This is a genomic window from Bradyrhizobium genosp. P, from assembly GCF_049949265.1.
GTDB lineage: Bacteria > Pseudomonadota > Alphaproteobacteria > Rhizobiales > Xanthobacteraceae > Bradyrhizobium.
In genome coordinates this window covers 8,944,104-8,969,474 of sequence record NZ_CP188195.1, presented here as the reverse complement: position 1 = coordinate 8,969,474, position 25,371 = coordinate 8,944,104, and the positions used below count along the sequence as shown (strand labels likewise).

The 25,371-nt window shown below is 59.9% G+C and carries 23 protein-coding genes and 5 pseudogenes; 15 read left to right on the top strand and 13 right to left on the bottom strand.

The genetic code is table 11. The features are described from left to right. The first annotated feature begins 117 nt into the window (after positions 1–117). The gene (locus ACP2YO_RS43070; RefSeq protein WP_426437229.1) at positions 118–1,578 is read left to right on the top strand and encodes a CoA transferase; all 1,461 of its coding nucleotides are present in this window, start codon (positions 118–120) and stop codon (positions 1,576–1,578) included. Between the two features lie 762 nt (positions 1,579–2,340). Next, positions 2,341–2,601: pseudogene (locus tag ACP2YO_RS43065) on the top strand (SDR family oxidoreductase); the annotation flags it as partial. A 96-nt stretch (positions 2,602–2,697) separates the two neighbouring features. Here ACP2YO_RS43065 and ACP2YO_RS43060 read toward each other — a convergent pair. From ACP2YO_RS43060 to ACP2YO_RS43050, 3 genes and pseudogenes are all read right to left on the bottom strand, one after another. Continuing rightward, positions 2,698–2,787: pseudogene (locus tag ACP2YO_RS43060) on the bottom strand (hypothetical protein); the annotation flags it as partial. Then, positions 2,756–3,418 (bottom strand): annotated as a pseudogene (locus ACP2YO_RS43055) (division plane positioning ATPase MipZ); the annotation flags it as partial. The pseudogenes ACP2YO_RS43060 and ACP2YO_RS43055, both read right to left, overlap by 32 nt. A gap of 23 nt (positions 3,419–3,441) precedes the next feature. After that, positions 3,442–3,873: a hypothetical protein gene (locus ACP2YO_RS43050; protein ID WP_426437228.1), complete on the bottom strand. Its 432-nt coding sequence runs from the start codon at positions 3,871–3,873 to the stop codon at positions 3,442–3,444. A gap of 688 nt (positions 3,874–4,561) precedes the next feature. On the opposite strand from ACP2YO_RS43050, the gene ACP2YO_RS43045 reads away from it, so the two are divergent. Further along, positions 4,562–6,547, top strand: a complete 1,986-nt coding sequence (locus ACP2YO_RS43045) for an MMPL family transporter (RefSeq protein ID WP_426437227.1) — start codon at positions 4,562–4,564, stop codon at positions 6,545–6,547. Between the two features lie 446 nt (positions 6,548–6,993). On the opposite strand, the gene ACP2YO_RS43040 is transcribed toward ACP2YO_RS43045, so the two are convergent. Then, on the bottom strand, positions 6,994–7,458 hold the full coding sequence (locus tag ACP2YO_RS43040; RefSeq protein ID WP_426437226.1) for a hypothetical protein: 465 nt from the start codon (positions 7,456–7,458) through the stop codon (positions 6,994–6,996). A gap of 685 nt (positions 7,459–8,143) precedes the next feature. Between ACP2YO_RS43040 and ACP2YO_RS43035 the strand changes: the two genes are divergently transcribed. Further along, a complete protein-coding gene (locus ACP2YO_RS43035; protein WP_426437225.1) occupies positions 8,144–8,941 on the top strand; it encodes a transporter in 798 nt (265 codons plus the stop codon). Positions 8,942–9,404: 463 nt separating this feature from the next. Here ACP2YO_RS43035 and ACP2YO_RS43030 read toward each other — a convergent pair. The 3 genes and pseudogenes from ACP2YO_RS43030 to ACP2YO_RS43020 all read right to left on the bottom strand — a co-directional run. Beyond that, positions 9,405–9,713: pseudogene (locus ACP2YO_RS43030) on the bottom strand (Cj0069 family protein); the annotation flags it as partial. Between the two features lie 234 nt (positions 9,714–9,947). After that, entirely contained in the window at positions 9,948–11,219 is a 1,272-nt protein-coding gene (gene dmeF / locus ACP2YO_RS43025) for a CDF family Co(II)/Ni(II) efflux transporter DmeF (RefSeq protein ID WP_426437224.1), read from the bottom strand. A 15-nt stretch (positions 11,220–11,234) separates the two neighbouring features. Next, complete coding sequence (locus ACP2YO_RS43020; RefSeq protein ID WP_426437223.1) at positions 11,235–11,510, bottom strand: metal/formaldehyde-sensitive transcriptional repressor; 276 nt, start codon at positions 11,508–11,510, stop codon at positions 11,235–11,237. A 93-nt stretch (positions 11,511–11,603) separates the two neighbouring features. Here ACP2YO_RS43020 and ACP2YO_RS43015 point away from each other — a divergent pair, with 93 nt between their 5' ends. The 6 genes from ACP2YO_RS43015 (at position 11,604) to ACP2YO_RS42990 (ending at position 17,769) form a co-directional block, all read left to right on the top strand. Next, the gene (locus ACP2YO_RS43015) at positions 11,604–12,575 is read left to right on the top strand and encodes a hypothetical protein (RefSeq protein WP_426437222.1); all 972 of its coding nucleotides are present in this window, start codon (positions 11,604–11,606) and stop codon (positions 12,573–12,575) included. A 167-nt stretch (positions 12,576–12,742) separates the two neighbouring features. Beyond that, positions 12,743–12,919, top strand: coding sequence for a hypothetical protein (locus tag ACP2YO_RS43010; protein WP_426437221.1), 177 nt, complete (start codon positions 12,743–12,745; stop codon positions 12,917–12,919). 552 nt (positions 12,920–13,471) lie between these two features. Beyond that, positions 13,472–14,794, top strand: coding sequence for a group II intron reverse transcriptase/maturase (gene ltrA / locus ACP2YO_RS43005; protein ID WP_426435444.1), 1,323 nt, complete (start codon positions 13,472–13,474; stop codon positions 14,792–14,794). A gap of 387 nt (positions 14,795–15,181) precedes the next feature. Then, a complete protein-coding gene (locus tag ACP2YO_RS43000; RefSeq protein ID WP_426437220.1) occupies positions 15,182–15,664 on the top strand; it encodes a hypothetical protein in 483 nt (160 codons plus the stop codon). A 286-nt stretch (positions 15,665–15,950) separates the two neighbouring features. Next, entirely contained in the window at positions 15,951–16,982 is a 1,032-nt protein-coding gene (locus ACP2YO_RS42995; RefSeq protein WP_426437219.1) for an IS110 family transposase, read from the top strand. 397 nt (positions 16,983–17,379) lie between these two features. Next, positions 17,380–17,769, top strand: a complete 390-nt coding sequence (locus tag ACP2YO_RS42990) for a response regulator (protein WP_426437218.1) — start codon at positions 17,380–17,382, stop codon at positions 17,767–17,769. A gap of 227 nt (positions 17,770–17,996) precedes the next feature. On the opposite strand, the gene ACP2YO_RS42985 is transcribed toward ACP2YO_RS42990, so the two are convergent. The 4 genes from ACP2YO_RS42985 to ACP2YO_RS42970 all read right to left on the bottom strand — a co-directional run bounded on the left by ACP2YO_RS42985 (position 17,997) and on the right by ACP2YO_RS42970 (position 20,277). Then, positions 17,997–18,488, bottom strand: a complete 492-nt coding sequence (locus ACP2YO_RS42985; protein ID WP_426437217.1) for an ester cyclase — start codon at positions 18,486–18,488, stop codon at positions 17,997–17,999. 58 nt (positions 18,489–18,546) lie between these two features. Then, complete coding sequence (locus tag ACP2YO_RS42980) at positions 18,547–19,218, bottom strand: helix-turn-helix domain-containing protein (RefSeq protein ID WP_426437216.1); 672 nt, start codon at positions 19,216–19,218, stop codon at positions 18,547–18,549. Positions 19,219–19,525: 307 nt separating this feature from the next. Then, positions 19,526–19,957 (bottom strand): hypothetical protein, encoded by a 432-nt coding sequence (locus ACP2YO_RS42975; RefSeq protein ID WP_426437215.1) that lies wholly within the window; start codon positions 19,955–19,957, stop codon positions 19,526–19,528. Positions 19,958–20,019: 62 nt separating this feature from the next. Further along, positions 20,020–20,277: a LexA family protein gene (locus ACP2YO_RS42970; RefSeq protein ID WP_426437214.1), complete on the bottom strand. Its 258-nt coding sequence runs from the start codon at positions 20,275–20,277 to the stop codon at positions 20,020–20,022. Positions 20,278–20,319: 42 nt separating this feature from the next. Here ACP2YO_RS42970 and ACP2YO_RS42965 point away from each other — a divergent pair. Further along, positions 20,320–21,448: pseudogene (locus tag ACP2YO_RS42965) on the top strand (IS630 family transposase). Here the strand turns inward: ACP2YO_RS42965 and ACP2YO_RS42960 are convergent. After that, a complete protein-coding gene (locus ACP2YO_RS42960) occupies positions 21,421–21,675 on the bottom strand; it encodes a hypothetical protein (RefSeq protein ID WP_426437213.1) in 255 nt (84 codons plus the stop codon). The pseudogene ACP2YO_RS42965 and the gene ACP2YO_RS42960 sit on opposite strands and share 28 nt — an antisense overlap. A gap of 470 nt (positions 21,676–22,145) precedes the next feature. On the opposite strand from ACP2YO_RS42960, the gene ACP2YO_RS42955 reads away from it, so the two are divergent. The 3 genes from ACP2YO_RS42955 (at position 22,146) to ACP2YO_RS42945 (ending at position 24,547) form a co-directional block, all read left to right on the top strand. Further along, on the top strand, positions 22,146–22,463 hold the full coding sequence (locus ACP2YO_RS42955) for a co-chaperone GroES (protein WP_426437212.1): 318 nt from the start codon (positions 22,146–22,148) through the stop codon (positions 22,461–22,463). A gap of 142 nt (positions 22,464–22,605) precedes the next feature. Next, entirely contained in the window at positions 22,606–24,255 is a 1,650-nt protein-coding gene (groL, locus tag ACP2YO_RS42950) for a chaperonin GroEL (protein ID WP_426437211.1), read from the top strand. Positions 24,256–24,298: 43 nt separating this feature from the next. Continuing rightward, positions 24,299–24,547, top strand: a complete 249-nt coding sequence (locus tag ACP2YO_RS42945; protein WP_426437210.1) for a hypothetical protein — start codon at positions 24,299–24,301, stop codon at positions 24,545–24,547. Here the strand turns inward: ACP2YO_RS42945 and ACP2YO_RS42940 are convergent. Further along, positions 24,544–24,729, bottom strand: a complete 186-nt coding sequence (locus ACP2YO_RS42940) for a hypothetical protein (RefSeq protein WP_426437209.1) — start codon at positions 24,727–24,729, stop codon at positions 24,544–24,546. The genes ACP2YO_RS42945 and ACP2YO_RS42940 overlap by 4 nt on opposite strands. A gap of 219 nt (positions 24,730–24,948) precedes the next feature. Between ACP2YO_RS42940 and ACP2YO_RS42935 the strand changes: the two genes are divergently transcribed. Continuing rightward, the gene (locus ACP2YO_RS42935) at positions 24,949–25,206 is read left to right on the top strand and encodes a hypothetical protein (protein WP_426437208.1); all 258 of its coding nucleotides are present in this window, start codon (positions 24,949–24,951) and stop codon (positions 25,204–25,206) included. Positions 25,207–25,371: the final 165 nt, after the last annotated feature.

Here is a 25,371-nt window from a genome sequence, read left to right as displayed (position 1 = left end):
TAAGAGATTAGGAGTTTGCCGGTCGGACGGGCCATACGAGCAACGGCAGCGCAAAACTCGAAGAAAGTTGCTGTTGGCAGGGTACGGCCGGGCAATATCCGTTTGCGGAGAAGCGCAATGCTGAATTATCCGATCGTCAATAATCATGATGACTTGACCAAGGTCGTGGACCTTATCCTCAGCGAGGCCGGGCTGGATCGGAAGGACCAGGGCGGGACGCTGACATTTGCAGGAATGGACCCGATTCGCCCGACGCACATCAAGGTCGGATGCGTTTCCGCTGCCGTTACGGCGGCGAACGCGATTGCGAGCGCAGTCCTTTGGCGCAAGCGTACCGGGCAGGGGCAAGACATCCATGTCGACCTGCGCAAGGCCTATGTGACACAAAGCCCCTGGCAGGACATCCTCGCGGACTGCACATTGATCAACGGTACACCGCAAATGTTCGGCGGCAGTGTTGGGCAGTTGGGCGCCCACATTCTCCCGACACGCGACGGGCGATGGGTCGTGCTCACCTCACTCTACGCCTCCAACACGGCGCGGATCTGCGCGCTCCTCGACTGCGGTGTGCTGCCCATGCAGCTCGAACGCGCGACCCGAAAGTGGGACTCGCAAGAGCTGGAAAGGGCGGCGCAGGACGCCGGTGTGGCGTTGGCGGTCTGTCGCACGCGCGCGGAATATCACCGCACCGAACAGTACCAGCATAACAAGGCGACTCCCCTCATCGATATCGAAAAGATCGGTGATAGCGCGCCTGAAGAGTTACCGGGCGGACCTCGGCCGCTTTCCGGCCTGCGCGTGCTGGGCATGGTCCATGTCGTGGCCGGGCCGGCGACGATGCGCCAACTGGCCGCCCAAGGCGCCGATTGCCTTAACCTGAACACCCTGGATTGGATTGAAGAGCCGACCATATTTTGGCAAAGCGATGCTGGAATGCGCCAAGCCTATTTGGACGCGCGCATCGATGCCAGCAAGAAGCCGATTTACGAGCTGGCCAAGCAAACCGATGTTTTCGTCGAGAATCTACGCCCCCATCTGGCAGCACGTCAGGGATTTTCAGCCGAAACTCTCGCGCAGCATCGCCCCGGGATAATCTACGTCGAGCAGAAGCTCAATTCACGAAAGGGTCCTTGGGCCGACTGGGCGGGCTACGACTTCACCGCAGCAGGCATGACCGGGATGTTCTGCGACATCGGTTCGGCCGATCAGCCGCAGCTGCCGCACGGGGTCAATGTCATTTGCGACTTTCTGACCGGTTATCTGGGCGCGATTGGCGTGCAGGCGGCGCTGCTGCGCCGCGCAACGGAGGGGGGCAGCTACCGTGTTTCCGTTAATCTTGCACAGACCGTCATGCTCGAGCAGGCGATCGGACTTGTCGACAATTCGACGCTTCTCAACCTCGATAGCCTTGGGCTCGAGCACAAGCCCATCAAACCAAACCTCCAGACCGGGCAGACCTCATTCGGCGAATTCACGCGAATGGGTTCTCAGGTGGAGATGACCAAGACGCCGGAGTTCTGGGCAGATCCGATCATCAATCCAATTGGCTCCAGCCGACCGGTGTGGCTGCCTCGTTGAACGCCGCGCAGACAAACGGGCACATCAGTCGATCAGGCGCTTTCCAAGGCTTAGATCGCGCGTTCTAAGCCGTTATGATCTGTCCCAAACTAGGTGCTCCCTTGCCGCGTAGACGCAGATCCTGCCCGTCCACCAAACCAGTAGGAAACGCTACGTCGAAGCCGCCGTCTGGCAACATCAGACGCTTGCTCGCACCTTTGATCGGTTCGGCAAAAGTAACAGCTGTAGTGCAGATCGCGCCCGCACCGATTAGCCACCATTTCGATGAGCCACGATCGATTCCATGAAAGGATCGGAGGCGAAATGCCAGTTTCGGCAGTAGTTCAAGTGGTGGGTTTTGGCCTACGAGCCTCGAATGTGAATAAGCTCCGAAGCGGGACCCCTGCCGAAACCGCGCCAACCAATTGAATCAGCTAAGGAAGCCAGCAGCGTGATGGGGTCCCGATCGGCGCCGATCGGGACCCCATCTCAAATGAAATTCCTCGCGAAGTATCAATGCATTGAGGCTGATCAGGGCGGGGTCCCACTTCGGTGCTTGTCCACATTCTTCATTTTCATGGGCCTGTGGCTCAATGGCTGCCGTGTCCCGCTGGAGACCACCGACAAGGTCAGCAGGACGACAACAAACAACCCGGCCGGGTTAGCTGTAAAGCAACGTGGCCCTGGCGAGGGGTAGTCCTGAATGAAACGGCATACCGACTCGGCGCCATCGTCGGGGAAACACGCCCCCTGGGCTCTGCATTCAACGAAGAAGAAAACAACATGTCTCTATTGAATAACAAGATCGCCGTCATCACAGGAGGCAGCAGCGGCATCGGCCTCGCGACCGCCAAGAGATTCGTTGAAGAGGGCGCCTATGTGTTCATCGCCGGTCGCCGCCAGGCCGAGCTCGACAAGGCCGTCGCGGAGATCGGCGAGAACGTCACCGGCGTTAAGACCGACATCTCAAAGCTCGATGACCTCGGCCGCCTCTACGAGACCGTCGCGAAGAAAGGCAAGATCGACGTGATTTTTGCGAGCGCGGCCTTCGTCGAAAAAACGATGACCGCCGGCGCGACGCAGGGCCGCCTTCAACCGCTTTGCTTCCTCGTCCCAATTCGCACCCTCGGTTTGGACCTTCCTCTCGTACTTTATGCGGTGGCCGGTCTTCCGGTTCAACTGATTAAAAGAGACCTTTTCGGATTCTGAGGTGGCCGGGTACAGCGCGACGGCTGTCGGCGACGAGTTGCTTGTCGCGCGATCCCAGCATCGACAGGCGGTTGCGCATCACGATCCAATCGGTGGTGGCGCCGTCGAGCTTGCGGCGCATGCGGCGGGCGTCCCGCACCATCTCGGCATAATGGCTGACACCGGTCACGGCATAGGTCGCGGGATCCACCGTGCCGAGCACGTCGAAGTCCAGAAAGCTGTCATTGATCGGCGTAACCAGCGTATCGGCCATTGAATGGGCGAGCCGCATCAGGTAGCTGTCGGTTCCCGGCGTATCGATCACGATGAAATCGAAGGTCCGCTCAACCGCGCTGACCACGTCCACGAATTGCTGAAATTCGGAGTTTTCGTTCTCGACGATCTGCATGGTCTCACCGAGCGTGATGCAGCAATGGACCGGTAGCGCGAGACTAAGGCCGGTGCGCCGCGCCCAAGCGCCGCGGTTATTGATGTAGCGCGTGAGACTCTGTTGCCGCCAATCGAGATCGATCGTGGCGACGCGCTGGCCTGCCTTCAAGAGCGCGACGGCAATATGCAACGCAACAGTCGATTTGCCCGATCCGCCTTTCTCGTTGCCCAGCACGACCACATGGGCCGAGCCAGATTGCCCCCGATTTGCCCGCAATAGCATTGCGATCTACCCAGGTCTGGCATTCACACCCCGCCGTTTTGCACGAAGCAGTAGACATAGCCGGCGGTGCTCAGAAAAACGATGCTGTGGCCGGTCGGATTTCCGTCTTTCCAGGTCAGTTTCTTGTCCGGAATCTCGATCTCGGTGCCGATCGGGACCGGCGTTCGCTTCAGTTGGATGTTGTCTCGATCGTCGGTGACGGTGCAGAAGGTCTTGCCATTCCTGACGTGGATGTCATCACACCAGTACGCGTCAGCCTCGCCACAGCATGATGCAGTCGGAACATCCGGCATCATCAAGCTTTGAAACCAAGCACGGACGTTGGGGTCGTTGGTCTCCCATTGCCCTAGATCGCGAGCTCGAGCGCCGGCATAAAAGCACGGTGCGCACTGCGCCCCAATCGCCAGCAACCACACGGCAGAGCGGAGCGCTTCGCAGACTTGTTGAAGATTCATGTGCCACCTGTTGAGATTGCAGCGGGTTGAGGGCCGCCCCGTCTCAGGCCGCGAACGTTCGCCGTGCCCAAACGCGGACGTGGCGCGCATGCCCTCCGATCGTAGTTTGTGCTTTCTGCTTCGCGTGAGCCACGTAGGCCATCGGCGTGTCCAGGCAACCATTGTGCCGGTCCGCCAAAAAAGGCAGCGGGACCGCTGGACATCGCGGTCTGGCCGATTACACAACATGGTTGAATAGCGCTTCTCACGTCGCTTGAGATTATCGTGCACGCCAGCGCGGTCCATTGTACCGAGGTTCATCGCGGCATTTACGTCTGATGAGTAATCGATACTTGGGTATACACTTTGGATTACGTTGGCCGGGCTCGTCAGGGAATAGGACCTCAGTGGTTGAACTTCTCGACTGGCGATGAGCTGGTATCCGCCAAGAAACGCGACCAAGTCCTGATAGCCGGGCCACGGAGTTCTTTTAGTTCGAAATTTCGGTCGATCGTTTCCGCGCAAGAACGCCCAATTAGTAGCTATTCACAGCAAGTGCCGTGCCGGCGATATCTGCTAGATTTCACTCATTCGGCCGGGAGCGAACGTCGCCGGAACGTATCTCTAGATCAGTCGGAGGACGGCAAGTCATGAACACGTTTGCCGTGGAACGATTGGATTTCTCAACCAGCTACAGTCTCCCATTGCGATGAACACCGCGATTGTCGGACTAGTCGATTTCTGCGCTCGCTACCGGTGGATCGTCATCATTGCCGGGGTATTGCTGCTGCTGGCAACGGCGACCTATGCCGCCACGCGCTTTTCGATCAACACCGATGTTGAAAGATTGATCGCGCAAAACATTCCCTGGCATGAACGGCAAGTTCAATTGGCCCAGGCCTTTCCGCAAAGGGCGATCTTGGCCGTCGTCAGAGCACCAACAGCGGAAAATGCGGAGATGGCCACCAATGAGCTGGCAAGCGCGCTGGCAAAGAATCCGAACTTGTTCCGTAACGTCGCGCAGCCGGACAGTGGAGATTTCTTTGAGCACAACGGATTGCTGTTTGGCTCCGTATCGGATGTGCAAAAGACCGCCGACGGGCTGGTCCATGCGCGGCCCTTCCTTTTGGCACTTGCGGCCGATCCGCGCTTGCGAGGCGTCATGGGCGTGCTCGCATCTGCGGCCGAAGGCGTTGAGGCGGGCAGGATCAAGCTGGAACAATTGTCATGGCCGCTTTCGCTGGCCAGGCAAACCTTGAACGACGCCCTCTCGGGTCGGCCGGCCTTCTTCTCCTGGCAGGAGTTGTTGGAAGGTCACGCCTTGCCGGTCGTTCAGCTGAGACACTTTGTCGAGGTCGCGCCCAAGCTCGATTTTGCGGCGCTTCAGCCGGGGCGCGCAGCGGAGCAGGGAATTCACAAGACAGCGGCCGATCTGAACCTGAAGAGCAATCTCGGCGCCACAGTGAGCCTTACCGGCCAGGTACCGATGAATGACGATCAGTTTTCAGCGATCCGAAGCAGCGCGTTGCGCGACACGTTGACCGCGCTCCTGGGCGTGCTGATGGTTCTATGGCTCGCTCTTCGCTCCTGGAAACTGATCGTTTCGGTGTTTTTCAGCCTGATCGCCGGCCTTGCGGCCACTGCCGCGCTCGGCCTGACCATGATCGGCTCTTTCAACCTGATCTCGATCGCGTTTTTCGTGTTGTTCGTAGGCTTGGGGGTCGACTTCGGAATTCAGTTCAGCGTGCGCTACCGCACTGAGCGGCACGAGCTGGGCGACCTGCGAAAAGCTTTGCGGAGCGCCGCGCAGAAGGCCGGCAAGCCGCTCGCCCTGGCAGCCGCCGCAACCGCGGTCGGCTTTTTCGCCTTTCTGCCGACCAGTTATCGCGGTCTCTCTGAACTGGGCCTGATCGCCGGATGCGGAATGCTGATCGCCTTCACCTGCAGCATTACCCTGGTGCCCGCCATGCTCGCAGTGCTCAATCCGCCGGGAGAACGCGCCGCGATGGGTTTCCAGAGCCTCGCGCCGCTGGATCATTTCCTGCAGCGGCACCGCATCGCTGTCATCGCCAGCACGATCGGCGTGGTGCTGGCCGCCTCACCACTGCTGGTCCATCTGCGATTCGATTTCAACCCGGTCGACTTGCAGAATCCCGACTCGCCCTCGGTCGTCACTTATCGGCAACTGCAGTCCGATTCGCAGACCAGCGGCAACGACGCAGAGGTTTTGGCGCCGTCGCTCCAACAGGCCGACACCATAGCCAAGCGCCTCGCGACCGTTCCCGAGGTCTCGCGCGTGATGACGCTGAACAACTTCGTTCCAAATGACCAGCAGCAGAAGATCGCGGCCTTGCGCGATGCATCGCGCGCTGTCGGCCCGGCGCTCAATCCTTCCGGGCTGCAGCCTGCGCCGAGCGATCAGGACAATGTCGCGGCGATCCGCAGCGCAGCGCAGGCTCTCTTGAGAGCGGCTGCCGGCGCAACCGGCAGCGCGGCCGACGAGGCGCGGGAGGTCGCTGCTCTTCTCAATCGCCTTGCGGACGCTCCAGCGGAGGTCCGGAGCAAGGCCGACGCGGCTCGGCCGCGCGGCTGCAAAGGCCGACGGTGGAGATCGAGGACAGCATCGACCAGGGCCGGACCGCATTCGTCACCGCCGGTGTCATGGCGCTGCGCGGCGGCATGCCGATACGCGTGAATGACTAGACGCTTTATCGGTGCCTTTGGAATCTCATCAGCGCCAAATAACACTCGCGTTCTATCAAATCCGAGCGCAAACTTTCCCTGTATCACAGGGGGAAGCGTCATGATCGAACAGCCCCATCCCGCCCCGTATTCAGTCCCCGCGCGCATCTGTCTTGGCGTTGCCATCTTTAGCGCCGCGCTGCTCGTTTTCCTAATGCCGGTGGCGTTTGCGCCATAACACCGGAATATTCGGGCACGTCGGCGAGGCGGTGGCGGGACGCCGCGAAGGCGATCCCGTGCGGCGAAGGTCAGGTCTTCGACCTCAGGCAATTGCGGACGCCGGCGTCGGGGGGAAATCGCGACGCATCACATTGGCGATGGCATCGCGGCAGATCTCCCAGTTGATCTCGAACAGGTCGTCCAGGGGCTGGCCGGCCGCGGTGGGATAGGGCCACCAACCTACCGAGGCCCCTTCACCGCGTGGTACCTCATCATGGTCTTGAGGAACGACGTAGTCTCCAGGAACGTGACGCCGGCGAACGCAGCGCTCAATTCCGGCAAGAGGTCGCTGCCGCCGCGAACGAGAAGATATAACGGTCGCCCCGCCGTCCCCGCCACCTCGCACAACCAGGCCCCATGTTGTCGACGACGGGTAGGACGCCCGGTCCCCGTCGTGAACTCGAAGCTGAGGTGCGTCACCTCCGGATGTGCGAGGATGAAATCCGCCCACCGCGCGAAATCCCATTCGGTCCGGCCATTGACGTGCAATGCGGCCGGCATTCCAGCGTTCAGGAATTCAGCGTGCGCGAGCGCGATGCGCTTCATCGCGTGAAGATCGTCCCAACGCGGCCTGTCGACGAAGAGACTGTAGTTCGGCGTCGTCGCCAGGACCGCACCGAGATCCCGGGCCGCCTGAATAATCACCTTCCGCCGAGCCTGCCCGAGCTCCCACCATCTTTCGAGCGGTCGGTCCCGCTGGATCGCGGTGAGCAGCAGCGGCGTATCGGTCGCGATCTTGAAGTTGTCGCTGAGCTCGCCGCGCGTGCGGTATTTCGGCTGGCCTCCTTGCGATCGAACATGCTGTAGAGCGAGACGCTCGCCAGAGCCGGGGCGAAGAGCCGCTTGGGCTTGGACCCGTGGAAGATCTCAGGCACGACGGGAGGGGGCGTCGGCGCAGGCAACAGCGGGGCCGCCGGCAAGTTCAACTCGAACCCGTCGATCTCCTGCACGCGAAAGGCATAGTCGGGATTGTTCCGGCAAACCCGGTCGCACTTCTCCGGATTGCGGCAACAGAAGCTGAGACAGCTCCAGACGTTCGCCTCGACGGCCAAGCCGCCACACCCTCCCCTGTCGGCGCAGCCGGCGTAACCGAGGGGTACCTGATGGAGCGCCCGATCGTGCCGAAGCTTGCGCTCGGCGACGTGCGCTCGCGCGCGCTTGCGGGCCCCTAGTGTGACCGGGCTATGCATACGGAGATCTCTACCAGCATTCAGGACCCGATCGGGCACACCAAGGCGTAGCGGCCGCTGCATTTTCGCTCCCGCGACACTCGTGCGAAGGGTACAATGGGCAGCCATTCTGCACCATCGTCTTTCCGTTCAGGATTTCTATGAAGCTACGCGCCCTCGGTGTAGGTCTCATATTGCTCGTGTCGCTTGCGGCTACCCGCGTACTGGCAGAATCGTCATGCCCAACGGCCAAGGACGAAATTGCGACGGATCGGCCTGACGTCACGAATTCTAGTCTGGTCGTCCCGGTGGGTAGCTTCCAGAGCGAGAACGGTATTAATTTTAGAAGCCAAGACGCCGGCCAGATCGTTGATGGCACCAACACTCGCTGGCGCTTGGGAATTGCGCCTTGCCTTGAAGTATTGGTGGACCTGCCAACCTATTTTGGCCCGGTTCGCGGCCCGGGAAGCTCGGGATTCGCAGACGTCGAGCCGGCAATCAAATGGCAGGTCAGCCCGATCCCGGGAAAGGTGGATGTCTCGCTGGTAGCTGGCGTGGGGTTGCCCACCGGAGCAGTCGCAATAGCTGGTCCTGGCATGCAGCCATATCTGCAAATGCCCTGGTCATGGGAACTACATGAGGGGTGGGGTCTCAGCGGTATGTTGACAGAGTTTTTTCGTCCGTCCGACGTAGCTACGCCCCGGATCACGGAAGCCACCTTCGCAATTGAGAAGAAGGTAAGTGAGAGAGCGAGCCTATTCGTTGAGTATGTTGGCGACTACCCCGAAAATGCGCGTTCAAGTCAGCTTCTGAATTCGGGTGGATTGTATCACTTGAGCCCAACACAACAGGTTGATTTCCATGTTGGCTTCGGGCTCAATCACAACGCTCCAAGCTACATTGTTGGCGTAGGGTATTCGTTCCGGATTGACGGCCTGTTCGCGGACAAGTCGAGATAAGATGCGTGAGCAACGAGAATGAAAAACATTCAGCTCCAACTTTTCGGCCCCCTTGTTACGTGCCTACTTCTGAACGCGCCTGCACTACCCCAAACCAGGCCCGCCTGACGAGTTTGTTCGTGTGCTTGTCTCTGATCATCTACTACGCGTTTTCCGGTCCAGTCTTCCTGGATACGATTGGACAGCTCGCCGGAATCCATATGCCGAACGGCCTCGTTAACGTCAGCCGCTCCATCGGCGCCCTCTTGGCCCTCGCCGTCTTTGGCACAGTCACGCCCGTCCTGCCCAAGGGAGACGACTATATGGCCACGAGACCAGCACGAACGGACAACCGCGCGTCAACTTCAACATAGGAGATTAACGTGATGGGAAAAAGCTTAGCAGAATTGTACTGGGCAGAACACTGATCCAAGATGGGGCGCTCGGCGGAGTCCGATCGCAAGCGGCATCGATGCGAAGCGGGGGCCTGTACCCATGGGCCTTGCGTCGCGATCTCGCGCAGCAGCGGATCGAGCGCCACGCGCGTCTTGCCCTGATGGATCGGATCGACCCAGACGAGCACGCCATCCACAGTCAGCAGCTGGTCCCGGACCGCGTCGGCAAAGCTCTCGTCGTAGACGACGGGAAGGGCCTCGATGCCGGAAGCGGCGAGTGCCTCGAAGACGCGGACAAAGCGGTCGTTTTGCGGGGTCGCCTCCCGGCGCGCGGCATCGTCGCCGCGCCACAGGATCGCGACTTTGGAACGATGAGATGTCTGTTGTTCGATGTCCATGCGCAAGCTCCACGACGGATCGCGTGTCGTGCAGAGCTTGGACCGAGGGTCTCACGGGGAGTCTGCCTTATCCCCTCGTGAACAACTCTACGCGAGATCGTGCCCGCGTTTCAAGACTGCGGTTGCTCTCCAGAGTCCGTTCGTCGCGAATTGATGGGCGGCGAGGGCGCATATGGAGCAGGTAGCCAAGCGGCGGTGCGCCGGCCATCTGGAAATAGCGCCGCTTTACCCGGATTAGACAACGCTGCCAGTGGCCGACGGATCAAGTTGTCTGACCTCGATGGTCAGGTGCGAAAGCGACCGGAACCGCGCTATCTTCGCGCGATAATAAGCCTCGCCCCGCTGTGAAGACGTGATCACCGACACGATGGCGCCGAGATGACCTGGCCCCAATCGCCAGAGGTGGAGGTCGGCGAGTTGGTCGCCCTCGTCCTCGATCGAGCGGCGGAGGTTCTCGGCCATACGTCGGTCCGGGGTCATATCGAGCAGGATTGCTCCCGTATCGCGGATCAACCCGAATGACCAACTGCCGATAACAAATGCACCGATGATACCGGCCAGCGGGTCCATCCAGAGCCAGCCAAAGGCACGCGCAAGCAACAGGCCAACGATGACCAGCACCGACACGGCAGCATCGGCGATAACGTGGATCACGGCTGCCCGCATGTTGTTGTCGCGGGCCGCCGCCCCATGGGCGTGTTCATGCTCCTCGAACGTCACGGAATAGGCTTGCCCGCTTATTTTGACGTTAGCGCTGAAGGCATGGGGCTCGGGAATTTCATCGACCGACTCCAGATAGTCGCCGTGATCGGCAAAGGTAAAGAGTTGCCGTGCACCGTCTGGCCTCACCGTTTCGATCGAGGCCGCGGAAGCGCCAGGCAAAGGACCGGATTCGGAACGAAGCCGGAAGCGTGGCGGAACCCCGTCCTCGAACACTTCCAGAACCAGGTCGCCGTCTTTGGTCTCGATCTGGTGAGTTTCGTCATGATCGTGCTCTGTCGGTCCGTGGCTGTGACCATGGCCATGACTGTGGTCATGATGTCCGCCACCGCTCAGCAGCCAGGCGCTGGCAATGTTTACTGCGAGTCCAAGACAGGCAACGGGGATGGCTTCAGCGAATTGAATTGGCACCGGTTCGAAAAGGCGACTCACGGCCTCATAGCCGATCAGCAAAGCGATCATCGCTAGGATGATGGCACTGGTGAATCCGGCCAAATCGCCGAGCTTGCCAGTTCCAAAGGTAAACCTCGGGTCGCTTGCGAATTTGCGGGCATAGGTATAGGCGAGCGCCGCGAGCAGAAGTGCACCCGCATGGGTGCTCATATGCAATCCGTCAGCGATTAGGGCGATTGATCCAAACAGCCAGCCGCCGACAATCTCCGCAATCATCATCGCGGTGCAAAGCAAAATAACCGCCCAGGTCTTTCGCTCACTTTTTTGGTGTTCCTCACCGAGGAACACATGGCTATGGAAGGCCGCGTCGGCTGCGCCGCTATTCTCGCTCATGGCAGTCCTCATGGGTTACTTCAGGTATGCCCGCACGACGTCGATAAGTTCGGCGGCGCCTTCGCTACGCTGTTTCTGACCAAGGCCATGATCGGCCACATGCATCAGAATGTGATCTTCGACCACCTCAGCCATCAGGCCGTTGACGGCGCCTCTGACTCCGGCGATCTGCTGCAACACCTCAGCGCAGCCCGCCTCCCCTTCGAGAGCCCGTTCGACGGCTTCGACCTGGCCGCGAATGCGACGCACCCGGGCCAGAAGTTTTGCTTTTTCGCGGATCGTATGAGCCATTTGCTTTTCTCTATCCATCATAATATAGGGGGGTATACTATCTATGTCCAATGGAAGCAGCGCGATGTTGCCACGGCGTTGCGGGTGGGACGTATGAATCCAAAATTGATCCGAAACGCAGGGCTTCTGCTCGCGCCGCTGGTCTGGGCGCAAGCCGCCAGCGCCCATGGCATCGCGGGCAACCGCTATTTCGATGGCACCATGACGTTCGACGACCCCGCGGTCGCCGATGAAGCGATCGTGCCGCATTGGGCTAACTCCCAATATCCGACCCAAGGCAGCAACGTGGCCGAAAACCGCATCAACTGGGCGTTTGCGCGTCTGCTGACGCCGACCTTGGCGATCACGATGGATAGCGGATGGATTCACCAGAATTTTCCGGTCGGCCACACCTCGGGTTTCGACAAGACCGACATCGGACTGAAATACGAGGCTTACCGCAACAATCAGCATGAGGCGCTGGTCTCGGTCAGTCTTGATTGGGGCATCGGTCACTCCGGCACCGCTTCTGTGGGGGCCGACGCGCCGAACACGATTCAGCCGGGCATCTTCTTCGGCAAGGGATTTGGCGATCTCCCAAACTCGCTTTCCTGGCTGCGTCCGTTTGCGATCACGGGCGCGGTCATCGACGAAATCCCGCTGGGAACGATGGGCAGGGCGCTTGCACCGAATCTGACGACCGGTGGGTTCGGTTCTGTTGTGTCTCCTGCCGTCGAGACATTGCACTGGGGCTTCTCAATCCAATACAGCACGCTCTATCTGACCAGCCGATTCGACGGCGGACCTCCGAAGGAGGAGCCGCTCAATCAATGGGTGCCGTTGGTCGAGTTCAGGTTCGATAGCCCGCGGGGTCAGATTACCGCTGCGACGGCGAACCCCGGCTTCGCCTATGTCGCCGTGACCTGGCAGGTCTCGGCCGAAGCGATTTTGCCGCTTAATCATGCCGGCGGCACCGGGCCGGGATTTCGGGCACAGCTCCTGTTCTTTCTCGACGATCTCGCGCCCTCGCTGTTCGGGAAGCCGCTCCTGAGCAATCAGCCCGACCGAAGCCAGATCGCCTGGTGATGCGGCGACCAAAAGCTTCCGAGAGTTTTCGATCGGACGACAAGCCCGTTGCCACCGCGCAGAACACTCTCGCATCCTTACCTCCGCCATCGAAGCTGGAGTCATCGAGAGCAATCCTGCAAACGGCGTCCGCAGGCCAAGGACAATGTACGAACGCGCCGGGGCAGATGGCCCGTGGCGCCGCCATCGACGTCGAACGGCAGGGTGAAGTCGATGGAGCCGAATCCGAAGTTGATGTTCAGATCGATCTCACCCTCGATGTGCGCGCCAACCTGCCGGACGTTGACGAGCTTGATGTCTGCAATCGTGCCCTACTTCTTCTGCTTTGCGGGCGGCCGCTGTGACGGTCCGCTTATCAGGGTAGACCGGAAGTGACTGGCCGACCTCCCAAACGACGCTGTTGACCGTGCGCCCCGAGGGCGCGAACTACCAGTGAGGGAGGAACTCACCCGGATAATTGTCGATTGGTCCGGAAGCTGGCAGGCGGCTCGGCCGGGTAACTGGCTGGGTCGGAGCCCTGCGACGAAGGCAGCCGTGGGCTGCTGAGCGATCTGATGGGCCGTAACAAAAGTGAAGCCCGAGCAGGCCTCGAAAGTTCTAATGCGGATGCCGACCCTCCGGTCATTTGGGGAAGGCCGCACGTGTGGGGAAGCAATCGACACGCGCACCCACGCGATCCGCCGGGGTAGTGGGCACGGCACGTCGGAAGGGTAGTTCGCAGTTACAGGGGGAGACCCGTCGCGGACGAGGGTAGCGGCCTCAGCATCGCATCAGGCGGTGGTCACGGCGGGAGTCGGACGGGGCAGTAGGAGCGTTGATGCCGGGTAATGCCGGTGGAGCAAAGGGCCCCGACTTCTGGTGCGCTTTTGAAGATGGTGAGGTGAAGGTGATTGGTGATGAGCCTGACAACGCCTGATAAGATCCGGAGCCTTCAGAGAAAGCTCTACTGCAAAGCGAAGGCGGAGCCCACCTTCCGCTTCTATCTGCTCTACGACAAGATCTGTCGCGAGGACATCCTAGACCACGCCTATCGGCTCGCCCGCGTTAATGCGGGTGCACCGGGTGTGGATGGGATGACGTTTGCTCGCATCGAGGAGCAGGGCCCGGAAGCATGGTTGGCGGGCTTGCGCGCGGAACTGGTCTCGAAGACGTACCGACCTGATCCGGTGCGGCGGGTGATGATCCCCAAAGCGAATGGTGGCGAGCGTCCGCTCGGCATTCCGACCATTCGTGATCGTGTGATTCAGACTGCCGCCAAGATCGTGATCGAACCCATCTTCGAGGCTGACTTCGAGGACAATGCCTACGGCTACCGGCCCGCTCGCGGGGCGGTGGACGCGGTCAAGGAAGTGCACCGGCATTTATGCCGGGGCTATGCCGACGTAGTTGATGCTGATTTGTCCAAGTACTTCGATACGATACCGCATTCCGAGCTGATGAAGTCAGTAGCCCGGCGTGTGGTGGATCGAAACGTCCTGTGCCTCATCAAGATGTGGCTGAGGGCGCCGATCGAGGAACGGGACGCGGACGGAGCCCGGAGTATGAGTGGCGGCAAGCGAAACACGCGTGGCACGCCGCAAGGCGGTGTCGCAAGTCCACTGCTGGCCAACATCTACATGAACCGGTTCCTGAAGCATTGGCGTTTGACTGGCTGCGGCGAGAGCTTCCAGGCTCACGTCGTCTCCTATGCCGACGACTTCGTTATCCTCAGCCGCGGTCGTGCGGCGGAGGCACTAGCGTGGACGAAGGTGGTGATGACCAAGCTCGGGTTGACGATCAACGAGGCGAAAACTTCGTTGAGAAACGCCCGACAGGAACGCTTCGACTTCCTCGGCTACTCGTTCGGCGCGCATCGGTTTGAGGCGAACGGGAATTGGTATCTGGGTGCAAGCCCGTCCAAGAAGAGTGTGCAACGGTTCAAGACAAGAATCGGCGATCTTCTGGTGCCGAGCAATATCGATCCATGGCCGGAAGTATGTGACAAGCTGAACAGGTCTCTGCGAGGCTGGTCCAACTACTTTGGCTACGGCTCGCGGAGCAAGGCATACCGCAGCGTCGACCAATACGTCTTTGAACGATTGCGCAGGTTCCTCGCGCGAAGGCACAAGGTGCAAGGGCGCGGCAATCGCCGATTCACATTCGATGTTATTCATCGAGAACTCGGCGTTCTGTGCCTCCAACGCCTGCCCCGAGCGGTCCCGTCGCGTGCCTTGCGGTGAAGCTGGTCGGAAAGCCGGATGCCGGAAATCGGCCCGTCCGGTTTGATGAGCGGGGATGGGAAACGGGGCGTTGGCCATTGGCCCCAAGCTACCGCGCCCATCCTCGACTCTACCTTCTCGGACGTCGGCGACCTCCAAAATTCCTTCGATTTAGCCGCGACGTCTTCAAAGTGGCCAGATTAGGTCGCCACAATTGCGCGCATTCTAATCGCTGGAGTGGGCAATACCTTGTCTGCCGAGCGCCAAAGGGAGTGAAATCAAATGCTGATACCTCGAACTCTGAGCGCACCGATTGCAGCCACGGCGGTCCTTGTTGGTTTGCTGCTTTCCGGGCCGGCCTTCGCGCAGGCGCATATCCGCGGCACGCTGACCGACGTCACGGACGGAATGATCGGCGTGCAAAACGCCAAGGGCGAGACGGTATCGGTCAAACTCGCCAGCGACGCTGGCCTCTTCCTGGTGACAAAGGCCGATATGAGCGCCATCCAGTCTGGCAAGTTCGTCGGCATCACGTCTTTCGAGCAGAATGGCAAGCGCGTCGCACGCGAGGTTCATGTGTTTGACGAATCGTTGCGCGGTCTGGCCGAGGGGCACTACCCATGGGATCTTGAAGCCAAACCGAACATGATGACCAACGCCAATATCTCCAAGATCGAGGAGGTCGGAACGGACCGTGTGGTAAGGGTCAACTACAAAGGCGGAGAACAGACGATCACCATCCCGACGGACGCGACGGTTGTCGCCTTTGTCAAGGCACCGTCGGCGGGCGAGCTCGCAGTCGGGCGCAAGGTCTTCGTCGTTATGAAAAAGGACAGCCCTGAGGCCGCCGCGGTCGTGATCGGCGCTGAGGGCGTGAAGCCACCGATGTGACGAGGCGATCGCCCCACGGCCAATTTATCTATCAGCACACGGCACTCGTCCGCGCGACTTACTCGATCAATGTCGTGTTCCTGGCGATTACGAAAGCCGCCAGTCCGTTAGTGGCCCATCGCGTCAGTTAGCACAGTGCAGCGACATGTCCGACATCGAGGGTAGACCGGAAGTAGCTGGCCGACTGCAAAAAACGACGCGATTGATGTGGTGGACGACGCCCGCTCCCGGCGTCGAATGTGCCAAGGGGGATCGTTGAACAACGAATCACCGGAGGGTCGTCCACATGCAGGTTAGCACCATCGGCGTTGATCTCGCCAAGAACGTGTTCCAAGTGCACGGCGTAGATAGTGCGGGCAAGGTCGTTGTCAGCCGTCAGTTGCGGCGCAAGCAAGTCATCGATTTCTTTAGCAAAATTCCTCCTTGCCTGGTCGGCATGGAAGCCTGCGGAACCGCTCATCATTGGGCGGGTGAAATCTCTAAACTTGGTCATACCGTGCGACTGATGCCGCCGAGCTACGTGAAGGGCTACGTCAAACGGTCGAAAAACGACGCTGCGGACGCTGCCGCCATTTGTGAGGCCGCGACACGTCCATCGATGCGGTTCGTGCCGATTAAGTCGACCGATCAGCAAGCCCTGCTAATGCTGCATCGAACGCGAGATCTTTTAATCCGTCAGCGCACGCAGCTGATCAATGCGCTCCGAGCCCACCTTGCCGAATTCGGCCTCGTTGCGGAGACGGGACGCGAAGGTGTTGCGCAGCTTGCTGCGATCATCACGGACGAAAGTAATCGCGAAGCTCTTCCAGTTGCGATGAAACAGGCGCTGCAGGCAATTGCCGATCAACTCGCTGCCCTCGAATTGCAGATCGGGACTCTGGATCGCGCCATTCACGCCCATCATCGTACCAATGATATAAGCTGCCGCCTTGAGACCGTGCCTGGAATTGGCGTCATCGGGGCCACGGCCATCGCTTCCACAGTTACGGACCCGAGTGACTTCAAATCCGGTCGGGATTTTGCCGCATGGATCGGACTTGTGCCGCGGCAGCACTCGACGGGGGGCAAGGAGCGGCTGGGCGGCATCTCCAAGCAAGGAGATCGCTATCTCCGACGGTTGCTCGTCATCGGTGCAACAGCCGTTGTTCGACATGCCCGGCAGCATCCGCAAAAGCATCCCTGGGTCATGAGGCTGCTGGCCAAGAAGCCGGCCAAGCTCGTGGCCGTCGCCGTTGCCAACAAGATGGCGCGCATCGCGTGGGCAATTATGGCCAAGGGAGGATACTATCGAGCGCCGGAGCTTGCTGCAGCCGCCTGAAGAGGCTTGGCAATGGGAGTGTGAGGCGGCAATGGAGCAAGGCAATCGAATTGCGAGGGTGATGATGGCGTGATGCGAAACGGTCGAGCCGTCGATTGGGACAACCCGCTTCTGGGTCATGGGCGTCAAAGCCCGTGCGATTGATTGGGACCCGATCCGCGGACTACATCAGGGCCAGCGGCCATGGTGCCGCGCAAACAGGCCGGACACATGACTTGCACCCGACCGCAAGCCGAACGTCAAATTCCTCTTGCAACGCGGGCGTCGTCCACACATGACCCAACGCGGGCCCCGATGCCGCTATGTTCACTTTTGTACAATTCGGGCTTAAACTAAAGTCCCCCTCCCGGGTAGTACTGGTCGGCCCGCCCTTGTGCGGACAAAGTGAGGGAATGGCATGGAAGAGTTACCGGTTATCCTCGTCATTGAGGACGAGTATGCCGTCCAAGGCCTCATCGAGGAAATGCTAACCGAGGGCGGCTTTGCAACGGACATCCTTTCCTCTGGCGAAGAAGCTCTGACCCTGTTCAAGGGCAGGCTGAAAAACTACAAAGCGCTCGTCACCGATGTCGGCTTGAGGGGTAGACTGAACGGCTGGGAAGTCGCGTCGCAAATCCGCGAAATAGACCCCGTGTTTCCGGTCGTCTACATGAGCGGCGCGCACGCCAACGATTGGGCATCAAAGGGTGTTCCAAATAGCGTTATGCTGGCAAAGCCGTTCGCGACAGCGCAGCTGGTGACCGCCGTTTCGCAACTTCTAAACAGCGCTCCGCCACCAACGGCCTAAACCGGGAAAAGCACAAGCGTGCGATGTCTGCCTTTGACCACCCAAAGCGGACCTGGACTTCGACGCTGCGGCTCAGAAGAAGCCCGGACTGAGATCGACGCCGCAAGTAAGCACCAACACGGAAACAAGCAGACCGGCACAACTCAATAAAAGATCTGTTCCAGTGTGTCGGAGTCGCTTGAATCGGTTACAAAGATCGGCAAAGGCGCTTTGGTTATCACACTATTTTAAATCCCTTTGGGTGGAGGTGGTAAGGCGCCAACCTGGTGAAGAAGTGCAAATCGGTCTGGCACGCCCCAATGTTCGACGAGTTTTCCATCGGAAAATCGGCAAATGTCCACGACATCGATGGTCACCGACTTACCTGAGCGTGGATCGAAACCTGTCGCCTTGCTGCGCGCCCAGACCGTATCGCTCGTTTCCACGATCGCCTCTATCGTCAGTTTCAGATCCTTGATGCTGCGCCGCGCGCCCTCGATCTGCGATCGCAAGATTTGCGGTCCGGGAAGATCGGTCGGGGAAAGATATTCGTGTTCGAGCAGCTTCTCCGCGCAAACTTCGTCCGCCACCGCCAGGTCGCCTTGAGAAAAGCCGCGCTCGACGATCGCCTTGAAGCGTTCCAGATTTGCAGACATAGCCATCGCTCCAGTCCTTGCGTCGGAAGCGGCAGCGACGATGCTGGCAGTCACGATGCCGAGATTGCGCCGCGTCATGCTCATTGTCGGTCTCCCGTTCAGGGACACTTTGCCGTCGGGTTAGCGAAAGCGCTTGTATTTTTTAGTCATCCGCCGGGAAAAAAATGTTGTCCCAATCGCCGATGAGGCCGCCGGGCGGCAAGCCGGTGAAAGAGCGGCATTCTCGTATGAAGTGAGCCTGATCGAAGTAGCCCAGTTCGTGGATGATGTCGGTCCAAAGCCGGCCCGGAGCATTGCGCCTAGCAATCAGCGCTCTGTCGAACCGGATCGTTCGTGCGAACAGTTTGGGCGTCATGCCCACCTGTGTCGAAAACCGGCGCTGAAATTGGCTGGTGCTGAGGCCGGACCTTTCAACGAGGCCCTCGATCCGTGCCCGGCCCCCAGCGGCTATCAGCAGACGCGATGCGTGGCCGATCACCCCATCGGGTTCGCATTCATCCATCATCGTCCCTACCCACCGTTCGACGGCGGCTACACGTTCACAGAAGTCCGGTGCCGCGCGTACAGCGTCGCCGAGGATGACGGCAGATTTGCCGAGAACATCCGAGGCCGCAGGGTCCTGATTGACCAAGGACCTCATGTTGGTTCCAACCAATCGGCTCAATCCAGTCGGTTGGAACAGAATGTTGAAAACATGAACCGAACCTGAGAGATAGACGTGCGCGCGACGATAGGTCTGTGGCCCGATCACACTCATTTCCGGCGTAGCATTTGGTGACCCACCATCGATACGAACCTGATACGGCTCGGCCAAGTGGATATTCAGTATTTGATGAGGCCGAGCCGCAACGGGCCAAGTCAACACCGTGCTTCCCAATTTAGCGCGTCTCTCCTCGAACGAGCGTACGACGCTTCGAATTTGCGGCCGGGGTAATTCCCTTTTGATGTCCATAAAGCGCCCTCGACGGCTAGAAGCCTAAATCGCTCCAACGCTGACGACAACACTTCTCTTGTTGGCCCATATGCGAAGTGCAAGCGCGCTCAGATATGGTCCGCTTACCGGGGTAGACCGGAACCGACTGGCCGTCCTCCGAAGCGACGCGTTTGCAGACGTTCCGATCTCACGAAGCGTCTCCAATAAACATGTAACGGCCGATGCTAAGCTTGTTCGGTAGGTAGATACGATCTTCGCCGGCGGGCTTGTTCTCCAGCGACCTAATCCACGGCAGCCGTTCAAGGATGTTGATTACGAGCGGGTCGCCTGTGATCTCAACAAATGCTCCCGCAAACTTGGCAGAGGAGCCGAATTCGGACGGCATATCGTCTACAAGTATCGTCTTAGCTGTGGTTGGGTCTCGCGGATTCGAGAACCACAAAAAGCGCGGGAGATTGTCGAGGGAGAGTTCGCGCTTGCCGCGCAGACTAGCAAGTGTGGACAACCCTTCATTTGAATCCCCGACACCAAATGCGCGAGGAACAAGCCACTGTGCGCTCCAACCCGCATTGCTATTGTGCCAACCCCAATCATCGGCTGTTAGCGTCGCCACCACCACGCCGCGCTCCCCAAGATCAACTAGTGGCTCTGCACAGTGATTTTGACGGGTTGGGTCGGCGGTCAGATTAGCTCCGGCAGGTCGTTGGGATCGACGAGGACTTCGATACTACGAGGTGTCCTGGGCTGCCTTTTGATGAGGCCGCCTCGCTCGAGCGAGAGCACCATTTGGTGAACCGAAGGCGGGGTGACGCGAAAATACTCTCGCATGTCGGTTTCCGCCGGGGGTCTGCGGTGCAGACGCGTATAGAGGTGGATGAAGGCGAGGTACTGCCCCTGTTTGGGCGTGAAGGCTTTTGCCGAAGGACTCACGCCGGCCATCCGATTCAGTTGTTCGTGCGTGCCTCGATCAAGGAGGCAGGCATGAATGTACGCTATCGGGTCGAACTCAGCCAAGTCGAGCGGACCGAACTCAAGGCGCTGCTTAGCGGCGGCAAGCATGCGTCCCGCAAGCTCAAGCGAGCACAGATTTTGCTGGCTGCCGATGCCGCGGCCGGCGACGAGGAGATCGCCAGGAGCGTTGGCGTGAGCGGCTCGACCGTGTACCGGACCAAGCGACGCTTCGTGGAAGGCAATCTGGAGCGGGCGCTGAGCGAAGAGCCGCGTCCCGGAGCGGAGCGCAAACTCACGGGCAAGGAAGAAGCCTTGCTGGTGGCGACCGCCTGTGCCAGCCCCCCAAAGGGCCGTGCCCGCTGGACGCTCAAGCTGCTGGCAGGTGCGATAGTCAATCTCACCGAACACGACAGCCTGTCGCACGAGACGGTTCGGCGACGCCTGGCGGAAAATGACCTCAAACCATGGCGCAAAGATATGTGGTGCATTCCGCAGGTCGCAGGTCGATGGCGAATACGTCGCCCGCATGGAGGACGTGCTTGATCTCTATGCCGAGGTGCCCGATCCCAAGCGGCCGGTCGTGTGCTTCGACGAAAGTCCGGTGCAACTCATCGGCGAGGTCCGTCAGCCAATCCCGATGAAGCCGGGCCGGCTCGAACGTTACGATTACGAGTATCGTCGCAACGGGACGGTCAATCTCTTCGTTCTCCTCGACGTGCATCGTCCCTGGCGCAAGGTCAAACTTACAGAGCGACGAGCGGCAAAAGATTATGCCGAATGCGTACGTGACCTCGTCGACATCCATTATCCCGATGCCGAGACCATCCGGGTCGTGCAGGATAACTTATCGACCCACTCCGCCGGCGCCCTGTATCAGACCTTTCCGCCCGCCGAAGCCAGACGGATCTCGCGGCGGATCGAGTTCCACTTCACTCCCAAGCACGCAAGCTGGCTCAACATGGTTGAGATCGAGATCGGCGTCTTGCGGGGACAGTGCCTCGCTCGCAGGATCGACGACCCCAAGCGACTGCGCCGCGAAATCACCGCTTGGGAACGGCAGAGAAATGCTGCACGCTCCCGCATCAAATGGATGTTCACGACAGAAAAAGCCCGCGCAAAAATGGGCCGAGCCTACCCAGACGCTTCCAAAGAGTCATAATCACTGTGCAGAGGTACTAGCGCCGCCTGACCGCGCAATTCTGGTGAAAATGACACTAGTTCTGGCAGAAAGTGCGCGTACCAGATCACCTCGACCACACTTGAACCCGAGTGGAGCTTGCCGTCCGCCTCAATGTTGACTGTTAACCGGTAGCGATAGGTGTAGGTCGGATAGAAGAATTTATAAGTCGCGAAGGCAGCGACGAGCGATATCAGCGTGAAAAACATAAATCGTTTCATAGACAACAACTTAAGCGTTCATCATGCGCAATATGCATTATCATGGCCATTGCGTTAACAGAAGCTTGCTTGTTCTATAGCCGAAACGCGACTTCTGCCTTTGGCCCATCGCGACCTGCTGCCAGACCCTGGGAGCGTCTGCTTCCGAAGGCATTGCCGAAGTCGGATTGCTCCGGCGCCAGGACCGGTTCGTGACCCAGAACGGAAGTCGCACCCGCTTCATTCCATGTAGATCGGCGCCCATGCTTCGGGGCCGACTTATGCACGGGCGCAAATCACCTGGCATGAGATTGCGCGAGGCCGGTGGATCCTTGCAACATTCCCAAATTCAAGGAAAGTCACCTCGAGACCGGTCACGAGGGCTTGTGCCTGCGCAACGCAGGCTTATGTGCGAGGTGGTTGGCACTCGCCAACCCTGAGTGCTAACTCCAAACAAAAACCAAACCGAGGAGGCCGCCATGAAATTCCGTCCGCTTCACGATCGCGTTGTAGTCAAGCGTATCGACGCCGAAGAGAAAACCACTGGCGGCATCATCATTCCGGACAGCGCCAAGGAAAAGCCCTTGCAGGGCGAAATCGTCGCCGTCGGCCCCGGTGGCCGTGACGAAGCCGGCAAGCTGATCCCGATCGACCTCAAGGTCGGCGACCGCGTTCTGTTCGGCAAGTGGTCGGGTACCGAGGTCAAGATCGACAGCCAGGAGCTGCTGATTATGAAGGAAAGCGACATCATGGGCGTCCTCACCGACGTTCCCGCGGCCAAGAAGAAGGCCGCATAAGCGCCAGCCCGATTTCCTTATCCTGAGGAGTCGGCGTAGCCGGCGTCTCGAAGGATGAGGCCCGCAATTCAGATCTCATCCTTCAAGAACCCGCCCGGTCGCGCGGCCTTTGGGATCTGACCAGATGAAAACGGAGATCATTATGTCAGCCAAGGAAGTCAAATTCGGCGTCGATGCCCGCGACAGAATGCTGCGCGGGGTCGACATTCTCAACAACGCGGTGAAGGTCACGCTCGGCCCCAAGGGCCGCAACGTCGTGCTCGAGAAGTCGTTCGGCGCTCCCCGCATCACCAAGGACGGCGTCACCGTCGCCAAGGAAATCGAGCTTGAAGACAAGTTCGAAAACATGGGCGCCCAGATGGTGCGCGAAGTCGCCTCCAAGGCGGCGGATGCTGCTGGGGACGGCACCACCACCGCGACCGTGCTGGCCGCAGCCATTGTCCGTGAAGGCGCCAAGTCGGTTGCCGCCGGCATGAACCCGATGGATCTGAAGCGCGGTATCGACCTGGCAGTGGATGCCGTGGTCGCGGATCTCGTCAAGAACTCCAAGAAGGTCACCTCGAACGAGGAAATCGCCCAGGTTGGCACCATTTCCGCCAATGGCGACGCCGAAATCGGGAAGTTCCTCGCAGACGCGATGAAAAAGGTCGGCAACGAGGGCGTCATCACTGTTGAAGAAGCTAAGTCGCTCGAAACCGAGCTTGAAGTCGTCGAAGGCATGCAATTCGACCGCGGCTATATCTCGCCTTACTTCGTCACTAACGCCGACAAGATGCGCGTGGAAATGGAAGATGCCTACATCCTCATCAACGAGAAGAAGCTCTCCTCGCTGAATGAGCTGCTCCCGCTGCTCGAAGCTGTCGTGCAGAGCGGCAAGCCGCTGGTCATCATCGCAGAAGACGTCGAAGGCGAGGCGCTTGCCACCCTCGTCGTCAACCGCCTGCGCGGCGGCCTGAAGGTTGCAGCCGTCAAGGCTCCGGGCTTCGGCGATCGCCGCAAAGCGATGCTGCAGGACATCGCGGTTCTGACCGGCGGTCAGGCGATCTCGGAAGATCTCGGCATCAAGATGGAGAACGTCACGCTCGCCATGCTCGGTCGCGCCAAGAAGGTGATGATCGACAAGGAGAACACCACCATCGTCAGCGGCGCCGGCAAGAAGACCGACATCGAAGCACGCGTCAATCAGATCAAGGCGCAGATCGTGGAAACCACCTCGGACTACGACCGTGAGAAGCTGCAGGAGCGTCTCGCCAAGCTCGCAGGCGGTGTCGCGGTGATCCGCGTCGGCGGCGCGACCGAGGTTGAGGTGAAGGAGCGCAAGGACCGCGTTGATGACGCGATGCATGCGACCCGTGCGGCGGTTGAAGAAGGCATCGTGCCGGGCGGCGGCGTCGCCCTGCTGCGTGCCTCCGAGCACCTCAAGGGGCTTCGCACCAAGAACGACGACCAGAAGACCGGCGTCGAGATCGTGCGCAAGGCGCTGTCCGCGCCGGCCCGCCAGATCGCGATCAACGCAGGTGAAGATGGTTCGGTGATCGTCGGCAAGATCCTCGAGAAGGATCAGTACGCCTACGGTTTCGACTCGCAGACCGGCGAATACGTCAACCTGATCTCCAAGGGCATCATCGACCCGACCAAGGTGGTTCGCGTAGCGATCCAGAACGCGGCCTCAGTTGCGGCGTTGCTGATCACCACCGAAGCCATGGTGGCTGAAGTGCCGAAGAAGAATGCCGGCGGCGGCATGCCTGCGGGCGGCGGTGGGATGGGCGGTATGGGCGGTATGGACTTCTAAGTCCAACTGTTCAGCACCCATCACTAGGAAAGGCCCGGCAGAAATGCCGGGCCTTTTTAGTGCAGCAGGCATCGTGATCGAATCGGGCATGAATCCGATCTCCTGGGAAGGCGACTGGAGCGGTCGCCGGCGTGCCCCGGAAGTCTGCTCGATGGCGTCGTTCGTCAGCCCGGAGGCTTCCGTCATCTCCGAGGCTTCCTTCACATCCATACTGTCCTCCCACGATTGCGCCGGAGCAACCGACCGGCGGATCGCTCCGTTCCTAAGCGGATTCCCCTTCATGGTGCTCTAGCCTTCGTCCGGCTCGCGCACAACCGGCGGTTCGTCTGCGCCTTCGTCCTCGTCGCCTTCCTCTTCGTCCTCGTCGTCTCCATCATCATCGGGATCTCGAGGCGGCGTCATGACGTCCAAAACCACGAACGAACTGCGGTCGATCAACCTGGCTGAAAATTCCTCGTGGAAGAACGGGGTCATGTGTTGCTCCTCCGGTGTCGCCGCGCCGCCGACCATCGACGTCAACTTCCGTAGGGTCGATCCGATCCATAGGAAGTGCATTTGATCGCTCCGTGCACCCCGCGGTATAACCCGCAGAATTGCGTCATCGGCCGGGCGCGGCTCAAAGCCGGACCCTGGTCTTTGATCGCACGATCCGGAACCATTTCCCGATCACGAACGACCCGAAAGCCTAGACATTTGCTCCACGCGATCCCGTCGTCGGGCGGGCGACCGGAAACGCTCACGACCCCCGTTTCCTCCGACGAGACGGCGCCCCTTCAGGCCGACTTGCGCTGCCTGGCCGACGACTTCTTCGCCGTCTCCTTCGCGGGCTTCTTGCCCTCGATCGGCATCAGCATCTCCTTCTGGCCGGCGGCGGCCTTCCGCGGCTTCTTGGCTGGCTTCTTCGGAGCCTCGGCGTCGGCCGCTCCGCCGCCGACGGTCCTGTGCCCTTAAATCTGAATCGAGTCCTTTAAAGCGAACTCGGAGTCGCTATTCGGCCGCCAAACCGTCCTTCGGCGAGCCGAAGGCGCGGCCGAACCGACCTCACCCCGGCTCGCAATGGGCTTCATTCCGGAACGAAACCGCGTGTTGAGGCTTAGGCTCTCGCGCCGCGAAGAT

Bases quoted from the DNA above. Each gene is read 5' to 3' on its own strand.
- ACP2YO_RS43070 (WP_426437229.1), top strand. From the start codon at position 118: ATGCTGAATTATCCGATCGTCAATAATCATGATGACTTGACCAAGGTC.
- ACP2YO_RS43050 (WP_426437228.1), bottom strand. From the start codon at position 3,873: ATGAATCTTCAACAAGTCTGCGAAGCGCTCCGCTCTGCCGTGTGGTTG.
- ACP2YO_RS43045 (WP_426437227.1), top strand. From the start codon at position 4,562: ATGAACACCGCGATTGTCGGACTAGTCGATTTCTGCGCTCGCTACCGG.
- ACP2YO_RS43035 (WP_426437225.1), top strand. From the start codon at position 8,144: ATGAAGCTACGCGCCCTCGGTGTAGGTCTCATATTGCTCGTGTCGCTT.
- dmeF (WP_426437224.1), bottom strand. From the start codon at position 11,219: ATGAGCGAGAATAGCGGCGCAGCCGACGCGGCCTTCCATAGCCATGTG.
- ACP2YO_RS43020 (WP_426437223.1), bottom strand. From the start codon at position 11,510: ATGGCTCATACGATCCGCGAAAAAGCAAAACTTCTGGCCCGGGTGCGT.
- ACP2YO_RS43015 (WP_426437222.1), top strand. From the start codon at position 11,604: ATGAATCCAAAATTGATCCGAAACGCAGGGCTTCTGCTCGCGCCGCTG.
- ACP2YO_RS43010 (WP_426437221.1), top strand. From the start codon at position 12,743: ATGGCCCGTGGCGCCGCCATCGACGTCGAACGGCAGGGTGAAGTCGAT.
- ltrA (WP_426435444.1), top strand. From the start codon at position 13,472: ATGAGCCTGACAACGCCTGATAAGATCCGGAGCCTTCAGAGAAAGCTC.
- ACP2YO_RS43000 (WP_426437220.1), top strand. From the start codon at position 15,182: ATGATCGGCGTGCAAAACGCCAAGGGCGAGACGGTATCGGTCAAACTC.
- ACP2YO_RS42995 (WP_426437219.1), top strand. From the start codon at position 15,951: ATGCAGGTTAGCACCATCGGCGTTGATCTCGCCAAGAACGTGTTCCAA.
- ACP2YO_RS42990 (WP_426437218.1), top strand. From the start codon at position 17,380: ATGGAAGAGTTACCGGTTATCCTCGTCATTGAGGACGAGTATGCCGTC.
- ACP2YO_RS42985 (WP_426437217.1), bottom strand. From the start codon at position 18,488: ATGAGCATGACGCGGCGCAATCTCGGCATCGTGACTGCCAGCATCGTC.
- ACP2YO_RS42970 (WP_426437214.1), bottom strand. From the start codon at position 20,277: ATGGCCGGCGTGAGTCCTTCGGCAAAAGCCTTCACGCCCAAACAGGGG.
- ACP2YO_RS42960 (WP_426437213.1), bottom strand. From the start codon at position 21,675: ATGTTTTTCACGCTGATATCGCTCGTCGCTGCCTTCGCGACTTATAAA.
- ACP2YO_RS42955 (WP_426437212.1), top strand. From the start codon at position 22,146: ATGAAATTCCGTCCGCTTCACGATCGCGTTGTAGTCAAGCGTATCGAC.
- groL (WP_426437211.1), top strand. From the start codon at position 22,606: ATGTCAGCCAAGGAAGTCAAATTCGGCGTCGATGCCCGCGACAGAATG.
- ACP2YO_RS42945 (WP_426437210.1), top strand. From the start codon at position 24,299: ATGCCGGGCCTTTTTAGTGCAGCAGGCATCGTGATCGAATCGGGCATG.
- ACP2YO_RS42940 (WP_426437209.1), bottom strand. From the start codon at position 24,729: ATGACCCCGTTCTTCCACGAGGAATTTTCAGCCAGGTTGATCGACCGC.